At 50.5% G+C, this 368-nt stretch carries 1 protein-coding gene; it reads right to left on the bottom strand.

Annotation, left to right across the window (positions count from 1 at the left end; translation table 11 throughout):
• A partial coding sequence (locus ACTHSP_RS22770; RefSeq protein ID WP_440347099.1) for an alanine:cation symporter family protein occupies positions 1-269 on the bottom strand: 269 nt, incomplete at its 3' end.
• Positions 270-368: the final 99 nt, after the last annotated feature.

Raw genomic sequence — 368 nt, 5'->3', positions numbered from 1 at the left:
ATCGCCACGCCGGCGATGTTGCCCACGCCTACGCGGCTGGCCAAGCCGGTAACGAATGCTTGGAACGGTGTGATTCCGTGCGGATCATCACCTTGTTTGCGACCGCCCAGCATTTCTTTGATACTGCGGCCGAAGAGGCGGAATTGTACAAAACCGGTGGTAACGGTGAAAAAGAGGCCTGCGCCTAAAAGCATATATACCAACCCCGACCACATTGGATCGTTGATGGCGTTTACCCAGCCGTGAAGCTGTTCAAAAAATTGATCCATACAAACCTTTCAGAATTTCTGCATTTTCAGACGGCCTGTGTGTGGAGGCTGTCTGTAACTGGATGTATTCTAGCAGACTGTCAACAAACTGAAAAACGT

The organism is Neisseria sp. P0001.S005 (assembly GCF_051963715.1).
The sequence above is the reverse complement of the archived record's forward strand: the minus strand, read 5'-3'. Positions and strand labels throughout refer to the sequence as shown.